We start from the raw sequence: 9406 nt of genomic DNA, 5'->3' as shown, positions 1-9406 counted from the left end.
TCGGCTTGTTCGGATAGGGCTGTGCCGTGACGGGTATGGCGGCCAGGAGGCTCGCGGCCGCAGCGAAACCGGCGAGCCAGCGGACGATTTTCATTGGGGTTCCTCCTACTACTACTACTACTACTACGTTAACTGCGTTGGTTTTCTCACGTTATGACAGGGCTGCTGGCCGGGCGCAGGCATGGCGATGCCGCTTGTCGCGATCAAAGCCCCGCGTGATCTCGACGTGAATCCTCCCGGACCGAATTCTCTGCTAAGAGAATATCTTTCTCAATAGAGAACTCCGAGAACGGGCAAAAAACTTCGCAGATCATTGCGTGGCTCCGGTCGCGAACTCGCTGCGCAGCACGCGCTTCAGCACCTTGCCGGAGGGATTGCGCGGCAAGTCATCGCGAAGGATCAGTTGCTTGGGCGTCTTGAAGCCGCCGAGCCGGCCTTCGCAATGGGCGCGCAGCTGATCGAGCGTGAGCGACGTGCCGGCCCGCAGCACAACGACCGCGGTGACGCGCTCGCCCCAGGTCGCGTCGGGAAGGCCGATCGCCGCGGCCTCGACCACCTGGGGCAACTGATAGAGCACGCGCTCCACCTCCGAAGAGGCGATGTTCTCGCCGCCGCTGATGATCATGTCCTTCTTGCGGTCTGTGAGGAACAGGAACCCCTCTGCATCCAGATAGCCCACGTCGCCCGTGCGGAACCACTCGCCGTGGAAGCTCTCGCGCGTCTTGGCAGGATCCTTCAGGTATCCCTTGGTCACCTTGGGACCACGGACGCAGATCTCCCCGACCTCGCCCGCCGGCAGTGGGCGACCTTCGTCGTCGCACACCTCGATCTGGACATGGGCGAGCGCGCGGCCGGTTGAACCGATCTTCTCGATCTCGCGGCCGGCTTCCATGAAGGTGTCGCCCGAGCAGGTCTCCGTCAGGCCGTAGGCATCGATGTAGCGCGCCTTCGGGAACAAGAGGCCGAACTGGCGGATGCGATCCTCGGGAGTCCGCTCCCCGCCGCCGATCACCCAGCGCAGGCTCGACAGGTCGAGCTCCCGCCGGCCGAAGGCGAGCGCGCGGTTGAGCATCACCGGCGCCATCCAGGCGCCCGTCAGCTTCTCGCGGTCGATCACCAGCAGCGCGCTCTCGACGTCGAACTCGCGCTGCACGGCAAGCAGACCGCCGACGGTCAGCACGGCCAGGCCGGGCAGGTCGAAGGCGCCGACATGATAGAGCGGCCCGACCACGAGCAGGCGGTCGGCCGCCGAGAGCCCCAGCGCCGCGATGTGGTCGAGGCACTTCCAATGATAGTTCTCGTAGCTGTGCATCACACCCTTAGGGCGGTCGGTGGTGCCCGAGGTGTACATGAGGCGGAACAGATCGCCGGGCCGGCTCGGATGCGGCACGCGGCAGGGCTCAACGGTCGGCGCGAGCAGCATGCTGTCCGATTGTGCGGCCTCGTCCACTTCGACGATGTCCGCGAATCCCCCCGCAGCCTCACGCAGCTCCGCATCCACGAACAGCAGTGCCGCCTCCGCGTGCTGCAGGATGTAGGCCACCTCCTCCGCGCCAAGCCGGTAGTTGATCGGCAGCAGCACGGCACCGACATGGCTGATCGCCAGCGACAGCTCGATGAAGGCCGAACTGTTCTTCATGAGCAGGGCGACCACCTGGCCCGGATGGATGCCACGGGCCTGAAGCAGGCCCGCGGCGGTCTCGACGCGCGCCAGCAGTTGGGCGTAGCTGAGGCGCCCCTCGCCATAGAGCAACGCCTCCCGATCCGGCGTCACCCGTGCGTGGTACGCCACGACCGCCGTCAGAGAGACCATGGCCGATATCCTCCCCTGCCCTCAGTAAGCGCGCGGCATCTGAAGGTCGTGGTTCGCGATGTAGTTCAGGATCATCTCCTCCGACACCGGCGCGAACCGGAACAGGCGGCAGTCGCGCCATAGGCGCTCGACGTGGAACTCCTTCGCGTAGCCCATGCCGCCCATGGTCTGCATCGCGCGTTCGGTCACGCGCGCCACCGCCTGCGCCGCGAGCAGCTTGGCCGCGTTGGCCTCGCTGCCGAACGGCAGGCCCATGTCGAAGTTGGTCGCCGCCTTGTAGTTGAGCAGCCGTGCGGCCTCGATCTCGGCATGGCACTGCGCGAGCGGGAATTGCAGGCCCTGGTAGCTGCTGATCGGACGCTCGCCGAACACCTTGCGATCGTTCGCGTACTGCACCGCCAGCTTGAGCGCGAGCTCGCCCGTGCCGACCAGCCCCGCGGTGGTGACGATGCGCTCGGTGTTCAGCACGTCGAGCAGCTCGCGCCAGCCCTTGTGCAGCGTGCCGATCAGCTCGTGCGGCCCGACCCGCACGTTGTCGAAGAAGACGCTGCTCGAATCGAGGGTGCAGGTGCCCAGCTTGTCGATCGGCGTATGCGACAGGCCCTCGCGCCTCACGTCGATCATGAACATAGTCAGGCCGTCGGTGCGCGAGGATGCCTCGGCGAGCTTCCTGGTGCGGGCGATGACCAGCATCTTCTCGGCAGATTCGACGCCAGTGATCCAGATCTTGCGGCCGCTGAGCCGCCAGCCGTCGCCGTCGGGCACCGCCGTGGTCCTGAGCTCCAGCGTGTTGGTGCCGGCGTCGGGCTCGGTGAGCGCCATGCAGCAGTTGATCTCGCCCGAGATGATCTTCGGCAGCAGCTCGCCGCGCATGGCGTCGCTGCCGAAGCGCGAGATCGCCACGCCGCCGAAGATCGGATTGATCATGAAGAGCTGGCCGACCGTCGAGCCGCCGCCGGTCGCCGCCAGATGCTCGACCGCGAGTGCGAGATCCAGCATCCCGAGGCCGCTGCCGCCGTGCTCAGCCGGCAGCGCGGCGCCGCACAGGCCGGCATCGCAGACCGCCCGCCAGTAGTCCTTCGGAAAGGCCTTGGCCGCGTCCTGCTTGCGCCAATATTCGAGGCCGAAGCGATCGCCGACCGCCCGAGCGGTGGCGATCATCATCTTCTGCTCGTCAGTCAGCCGGAAATCCATTGCCGTCTCCCGTGGACGAGGCCGTTCATTCGGTCTTGAGGCCGGCGCTCTTGATGACGCGGGCCCAGCGCTCTATGTCCTCGGCGAGACGCGCCTTGGCCTGCGCCGGCGTGTTGGCCACGGCCTCGAGGCCTTGGTCGCGCAGCCACGCCGCGAGCTCGGGAGACTTCAGGATCGCGACGAACTCGGCGTTGAGCTGGTCGACGATGGCCTTGGGCGTCTTGGCTGGCACGTAGATGCCGTACCAGACGCCGGTGTCGAATCCGGGCACGCCGCCTTCCGCTACGGTAGGCATCTCCGGCCACAGGTCCGTGCGCTTGCCGGTGGACACCGCGAGCGCCCTGAGCTTGTCCGACTGCGCGTACTTCTTGCCGGTGGCCAGCGGGTCGAACAGCACCTGCACCTCGTTGCCCATCGCGCCGGCGAGCGCCGGCCCCGCGCCCTTGTAGGGCACGTGGACCAGGTCGATGTCGGCGAGAGACTTGAAATACTCGGTCGTCATATGGATCGAGCTGCCGATGCCAGGGCTGCCGTAGTTGAGCTTGCCGGGATTGGCCTTGGCGTATTTCACCAGCTCGGCCGTGGTCTTCACCGGCAACGCGGGATTGACCAGCAGCACGAACGGCCCCACCACGGCGGTGGTCACGGGCGTGAGGTCGCGCTGCACGTCGTAGCTCAGGTTGCGCTTGAGCGACGGATCGACGGCGATCGCACCGCTGTGGACCAGGATGGTCGTGCCGTCGGGATCGCCGTTCACGGCGGCCTCGGTGCCGATCGAGCCGCCCGCACCGGCGCGGTTGTCCACGATCACCGTGCGGCCGAGACGCTCGCCCAGGCGCTGCGCCAGCATCCGGCCCAGGATGTCCGACGTGCCGCCGGCCGCAAAGGGCACGATGATCTTGATCGGCTTGCCCGCCGGCAGGGCCGAGGCGGCCTGTTGCGCCGAAGCGGAAGCGGCGATCAAGCACAGGCCCAAAGCGGCCAAGATTCTAGTGAGTCCCTTCATTCGATTCTCCCTTTCGTTGCGGCGCCGGCGGCCCCTCACGCTCTTCTGGCCAGATGAAGCCGAGCGGCTGCCCGGCGAGAAAGCCTTGCACCGCCTCGCGGTGGTAGGCGCTATCCATGCAGAGGCCCTGGGCGAAGCACTCGAGCTCGGCGAGCGCCTTCTGATCCAGGTGCATGGATTGATTGAGGATGCTTTTGGTCAGCCCCATGGCGATCGGCGAGGCCTGCTTGAAGCGCTCGGCGAAGCGGACGGCGGCATCGAGCAGCTCGTCGGGCGCGTAGAGGCTGTGCACGATGCCCAGTTGCTGCGCCTCGAGCGCCGGCACCACGCGCGCGCTCATCATCAGCTCCTTGGCGCACTGCAGGCCGACGATGCGGGGCAGCAGGTACAGCGCAGCCATGTCCGGCACGAGCCCGACACGTGCGAAGACCTGGCAGAAGCTCGCGCGCGTCGATGCCAGAACGAAGTCGGCAGTCAGGGCCAGGCTGAAGCCGCCGCCGAAGGCCGAGCCATCGACCGCGGCGATCAGCGGCTTCTCGAGGTTGACCCATTCGGGCAGCCAGGCATGCAGCGCGTGGATGCGCTGGCGCGATTCGTAGGCCGTGCGCGGCCGGGCCGACATCGCGCGCAGGTCGCCGCCCGAGCAGAAATGGCCACCCACGCCATACAGCACCACTGCGCGCACCGACTCATCGTCGCGCACCTGCGCCATGGCCTGCGGCAGCTCGGCGCGCAGGGTCTCGTCGATGGCGTTGCGCGCCCTAGGGCGATTGAAGCCGAGCAGCGCCACGCCGTCGCGCACCTCCAGCAGCAGGGTCTCGAAGCCGCTCATGGGACGGCCTCGCCGACCAGCGATCCGATGGAAGCGGCGTCGAAGCCGTAGCGCGCGAGCACCTCGCGGCCGTGCTCGCCCACCGCAGGCGAGGGCGACGGGCGAGCGTCGGCGGCCGACAGCCCGGGCATGCGCACCGTCGGCAACACGCCGGCCTGGCCGAGGTCGGTCGGCTGGAACAGCTCCTGGGACAGCACCTGCTCGTCGGCGCGGTAGGCATCGTAGCCGAGCACGGCCTGGCAGATCAGGTCGCGTTCCCGCATGAGCGGCAGCCAGTGCGCGGTCGCCTGCTGTGCCAATCCTTCGGCGATGACGACGCGCAGGGCGTCCTGGTTCTGAAAACGCGCCTCGGCGGTCGAGAAGCGTTCGTCCCCGGGCATATCGCCGCGCCCGATCAACCGGATCAGGTCGACCACCTGCTGCTCCTTCATCGCGCTGATCGCGATGAAGCCGTCGGCCGTCCGATAGATGCCGATCGCCGCGAACAACTCCTTGCGCAGGACGCCGCCGGTCGCCTCGTGCTCGGCATACTTGTAGCCCTGCACGGCCGTGATGCTGTGCATGAGGCTGATATCCAGGTGGCGGCCCCGGCCGGTGCGGGCCCGCTGCATCAGCGCGCCCAGGATGGCCTGGCTGGCGTAGATCCCGGTCACCACGTCGACCACCGCGATGCGCACGCGGATCGGCTCGACCATGTCGCCGGCGCCGAACGAGAAGCCGGTGTAGGCCTGCACCGCGGCATCGGTCGCGGGCCGGTCGACGTAGGGACCTGTCTGGCCGAAGCCGGTCACCGAGGCGTAGACCAGCGCCGGATCGATGGCGCGCACCGTGTCGTAGCCGAGCCCAAGCCGCGCCATCACGCCGGGCCGATTGCTTTCGATCAGCACGTCGGCCTGCTCGATCATGCGCAGCGCCGCCTCGCGCGCCTCGGGCCGCTTGAGGTCGAGCGAAGGGATTTTTTGCCGCGATTATAGGTGCCGAACAGCACGCTCGAGCCGTTGCGCTTGACCCCGACGCCGTGCAGCCAGTCGCCCTGCGGCGGCTCGATCTTCACGACTTCGGCGCCCATCTCGGCCAGCAGGCAGGCACCGTGCGGGCCGGCGATACCCTGGCTGAAGTCGAGCACCCGCAGCTCGGCCAGGGCCTGGCTCAACGCTTCCATCTCACTCGACCTTGATGCCCGATTCGGCGATCACCTTGCGCCACCTGGCCATGTCCTCGGTGATGAAGGTGCGCATCTCCTGCGGGGACGAGCTGAAAGCCTCGAGGCCCATGGCCTGCAGACGCTCGCGCATCGCGGCGTCGCCCAGCACGGCGACCAGTTCGCGATTCAGCCGGTCGATGATGGCAGCGGACGTGCCGGCCGGCGCCATCAGGCCGTACCAGCCGGTGACCTGGAAGCCCGGCACGCCGCTTTCGGCCACGGTCGGGATGCCGGGCGTCAGCTTCGACCGGCTCGCGGTGCTCACGGCCAGCACGCGCAGGCGCGGATTGTCCAGGTGCGGCAGCACCGAGGAGAGCGACGTGAACTCCACGTCGACCTGGCCGGCCAGCACGTCGTTGAGGGCGGGAGCCTCGCCACGATAAGGGACGTGCACGATGTCCAGCCCGGTCTGGCTCTTGAACAGCTCCATCGCCAGGTGCGACGTGGTCGCGGCACCGGCCGAGGCATAGCTCAGGCGTCCGGGCTGGCTGCGTGCGAGCCGCATGAGGTCTTCCACCGATTTCACGGGCAGGTCGGCTTTGGTCACCAGCGCTAGGGGGAAGCCGCCGGACAGCCCGAGGGGCGCGAAATCGCGCAGCGTGTCGTAGGGCAGGTCCTTGCGCAGCACGGGGTTCACCGAGGCGATGCCCTGGTAGACGATCACCAGCGTGTAGCCATCGGGTGCCGACTTGGCCGCCGCGGTCATGCCGATGATCCCGCCGGCGCCCGCCCGGTTGTCGACGACGACGGGCTGGCCCAGGCGTTCGCCGAGCGCCGTCGCCAGCACGCGGGCAAGCGCGTCGGTCAGGCCGCCCGGTGCGATCGGCGCGATCAGCTTCACCGGATGCGTGGGATAGCCTTCCTGGGCACGGGCGCCGGCCGCCATGCCGAACGAGGCTGCCGCCGTGAGCAGGCACAGGGCCCAGGTGCGAAGGGAACGGATCATGGTGGTCTCTTTCTTTCGCCGGTCGTCGCTCATGCCATCAACAGCCGCAGCGGCTGTTCCAGGTATCCGGTGACGCGCTTGAGGAAACGCAGGGCCCGCACGCCGTCGAGCACGCGATGGTCGGCCGACAGAACCAGGCCGATCTCGCGGTGCAGCAGCGGCTGCCCGTCCGCATCGGGCCGAAACAGCTGCCGCACGCTGCCGACGCCGAGGATCATCGACTGCGATGGATTGATGATCGACGCCATGTGGCTGACGTCGTGCATGCCTGCATTGGAGACCGTGATCGAGCCGCCGGCCATGTCGGCGGGCGCAAGGCGCGCGGCGCGCGCCTTGTCAGCCGCGGCCCGCGCCTGCTCGGCCAGGCCGGCCAGCGATGCACGGCCGATGTCGCGCAGCACGGGCACCATGAGGCCATGGTCGGTGTCGACGGCCATGCCCACATCGGTCCCGTCGAGGCTGAGCACGCCCTCTTCGGTCCACACGCAGTTGGCCTCGGGCACGTCCTTCAGCGCCCGGCCGACGGCGGCGAGGATGAAATGGTTGATCGTGAGGCGAAGCCCGTCGCCCAGCGCGTTGATCTCCTCGCGCAGCGCCAGCAGCCGGCTGACCTCCGGCTCGACCGACAGGTAAAAGTGCGGGATGTCGCGCTTGGACTGCGTCAGACGCCGCGCGATGACCTGCTCGATCGGAGTCGCAGGGCGCAATCGGCCGGCGGCGCTTCCGAGAGCCGTGGACGGCGCCGATGCGGCTTGGGCAGGCTCCGCGCCGACCGGCGCCTCAAGGTCGCGTGCGCGGATCCGTCCGCGCGGTCCCGAGCCGCGCACGCGCGCGAGGTCGATGCCGCGTTCGCGCGCGATGCGGCGCGCCAGCGGCGTCACGAGAAGACGCGTCGTCGGCGCGGCCACGGGTGTGGCCACCGCGGGCGATGGCGCCGCGACGCCTTCCCCGGCCTCGCCCCCAGCCTCACCGTCGTCCCAGTAGCCGATCACAGTCCCCACGGGCAGCGGCGTGCCGATCGGCGCATCGGCCTCGAGCAGCGTGCCGGCCGCCTCGGCCGGCACTTCGACGCCGGCCTTCTCGGACTCGATGATGAACAGGGTTTGCCCGGCCTCGAAGCGCATGCCCGGCTGCAAAAGCCATTCGACCAGCGAGCCTTCGGTCATCGTCAGCCCCAGCTTGGGCACCACCAGGGGTCGCCGCATCAACGCCCCTCGAAACGTGCCGGACGCTTCTCGAGGAAGGCCCGGCAGCCCTCATGCGCATCGGCGCTGTCGAGCACCAGGCCGATCATCGCCTGCTCGTGCGCGAGCGCGCCGGCCAACGGCATGTCCGCCCCGTCACGCAGCGTGCGCTTGAGCAGCTTGAGCGTCAGGGGCGATCTCTGCGCGATGCGCTCGGCCAGCGCCATCGTCTCGTCCAGGAGCTTGACGCGCGGCACAGCGCGATTGCAGAGGCCGAGCGCGACGGCCTCCGCGGCGGTGATCTGATCGCCCGTAAACATCAGCAGCTTGGCCTGGCAGAGCGGGATCTGCCGGATGAGGCGCTGCGTGCCGCCGGCACCGGGGAACAGGCCAAGGGTGATCTCCGGCAGGCCGAGCTTCGCCTCCTCGGCCACCAGGCGGATGTCGAGACACAGCAGCAGTTCGGTGCCGCCGCCGAGCGCCCAGCCGTTGATCGCGCCGATGGTCGGCTTGTCGCAGAGCTCGAAGCGACGGAAGACCCGATGGATGACCTCGGCGAACTCCTGATAGTGGTCGAGGCCCTGTCGGCTGTCGAGGTCGGCGATGTCGCCGCCGGCGACGAAGGCGCGTTCGCCGGCGCCCGTTACGACGATCGCCCGCACCGCGGCATCCTGCTCGAGACGCGTCAACCCGGCCTCGAGCGTGTGCAGCGTCGGGACATCGAGCGCGTTGAGCGTCTTGGGCCGGGCGATGGTGAGCACGCCCACCGCGCCATGGACGTCGCAACGGACCGCGTCTTGGATCTCGGACATGGGTGTCTCCTCCCCGGCTATTGAAGGGCCTTGTGGGCCGCCTGAATCACGCGGTCGACTCCGACCGCGTAGCCCGCTTCGAGCGACTTGGCGAAGGGCACGGGCATGAAGGGCGCGCCGACGCGCACCACGGGCGCGTCGAGCTCGTCGAAGCCCTCGTCTGCGCAGAAGGCAGCGATCTCGGCACCCACGCCGAAGTCGCGCACCGCCTCGTGCGCGATCACGATGCGATGGGTGCGGGCCAGTGAGGCCAGCACGGTCTCGCGGTCCCAGGGCTGGATTGAGCGTAGATCGACGATTTCGGCCTCGACGCCGTCCTGCGCGAGCGTCGTAGCTGCCTGCAGGCAGGTGTCGACGGCCGCACCGTAGCTCACCATCGTCAGATCCCGCCCCGCGCGCACGATGCGCGCCGAAC

Annotated in this window: 8 protein-coding genes and 1 pseudogene; all 9 read right to left on the bottom strand. The window is 68.6% G+C overall.

The genetic code is table 11. The features are described from left to right. Window positions 1-310: 310 nt before the first annotated feature. The gene (locus tag AB7O82_RS24670) at window positions 311-1813 is read right to left on the bottom strand and encodes an AMP-binding protein (protein ID WP_428620391.1); all 1503 of its coding nucleotides are present in this window, start codon (window positions 1811-1813) and stop codon (window positions 311-313) included. 21 nt (window positions 1814-1834) lie between these two features. After that, on the bottom strand, window positions 1835-3007 hold the full coding sequence (locus AB7O82_RS24665) for an acyl-CoA dehydrogenase family protein (RefSeq protein WP_428551491.1): 1173 nt from the start codon (window positions 3005-3007) through the stop codon (window positions 1835-1837). Window positions 3008-3032: 25 nt separating this feature from the next. After that, window positions 3033-4013 carry a tripartite tricarboxylate transporter substrate binding protein gene (locus AB7O82_RS24660; protein WP_428620389.1) on the bottom strand — a complete coding sequence of 327 codons (981 nt, stop codon included), beginning with the start codon at window positions 4011-4013 and terminating at the stop codon, window positions 3033-3035. Then, on the bottom strand, window positions 3997-4845 hold the full coding sequence (locus AB7O82_RS24655; RefSeq protein ID WP_428620387.1) for an enoyl-CoA hydratase/isomerase family protein: 849 nt from the start codon (window positions 4843-4845) through the stop codon (window positions 3997-3999). The genes AB7O82_RS24660 and AB7O82_RS24655 overlap by 17 nt, the downstream gene beginning before the upstream one ends. Further along, window positions 4842-6007: pseudogene (locus AB7O82_RS24650) on the bottom strand (CaiB/BaiF CoA transferase family protein). The gene AB7O82_RS24655 and the pseudogene AB7O82_RS24650 overlap by 4 nt, the downstream one beginning before the upstream one ends. Window position 6008: 1 nt before the next feature. Further along, the gene (locus AB7O82_RS24645) at window positions 6009-6995 is read right to left on the bottom strand and encodes a Bug family tripartite tricarboxylate transporter substrate binding protein (protein ID WP_428620386.1); all 987 of its coding nucleotides are present in this window, start codon (window positions 6993-6995) and stop codon (window positions 6009-6011) included. 29 nt (window positions 6996-7024) lie between these two features. Next, complete coding sequence (locus AB7O82_RS24640) at window positions 7025-8200, bottom strand: dihydrolipoamide acetyltransferase family protein (protein ID WP_428620384.1); 1176 nt, start codon at window positions 8198-8200, stop codon at window positions 7025-7027. Continuing rightward, entirely contained in the window at window positions 8200-8991 is a 792-nt protein-coding gene (locus tag AB7O82_RS24635; protein ID WP_428620382.1) for an enoyl-CoA hydratase/isomerase family protein, read from the bottom strand. Before AB7O82_RS24635 ends, AB7O82_RS24640 begins: the two co-directional genes overlap by 1 nt. A 17-nt stretch (window positions 8992-9008) precedes the next feature. Beyond that, window positions 9009-9406 (bottom strand): transketolase C-terminal domain-containing protein (locus AB7O82_RS24630; protein ID WP_428620381.1); only part of this gene is annotated, 398 nt, incomplete at its 5' end.

This window comes from Reyranella sp. (assembly GCF_050185545.1).
Lineage (GTDB): Bacteria > Pseudomonadota > Alphaproteobacteria > Reyranellales > Reyranellaceae > Reyranella.
The sequence above is the reverse complement of the archived record's forward strand: the minus strand, read 5'-3'. Positions and strand labels throughout refer to the sequence as shown.

Bases quoted from the DNA above. Each gene is read 5' to 3' on its own strand.
- AB7O82_RS24670 (WP_428620391.1), bottom strand. From the start codon at position 1,813: ATGGTCTCTCTGACGGCGGTCGTGGCGTACCACGCACGGGTGACGCCG.
- AB7O82_RS24665 (WP_428551491.1), bottom strand. From the start codon at position 3,007: ATGGATTTCCGGCTGACTGACGAGCAGAAGATGATGATCGCCACCGCT.
- AB7O82_RS24660 (WP_428620389.1), bottom strand. From the start codon at position 4,013: ATGAAGGGACTCACTAGAATCTTGGCCGCTTTGGGCCTGTGCTTGATC.
- AB7O82_RS24655 (WP_428620387.1), bottom strand. From the start codon at position 4,845: ATGAGCGGCTTCGAGACCCTGCTGCTGGAGGTGCGCGACGGCGTGGCG.
- AB7O82_RS24645 (WP_428620386.1), bottom strand. From the start codon at position 6,995: ATGATCCGTTCCCTTCGCACCTGGGCCCTGTGCCTGCTCACGGCGGCA.
- AB7O82_RS24640 (WP_428620384.1), bottom strand. From the start codon at position 8,200: ATGCGGCGACCCCTGGTGGTGCCCAAGCTGGGGCTGACGATGACCGAA.
- AB7O82_RS24635 (WP_428620382.1), bottom strand. From the start codon at position 8,991: ATGTCCGAGATCCAAGACGCGGTCCGTTGCGACGTCCATGGCGCGGTG.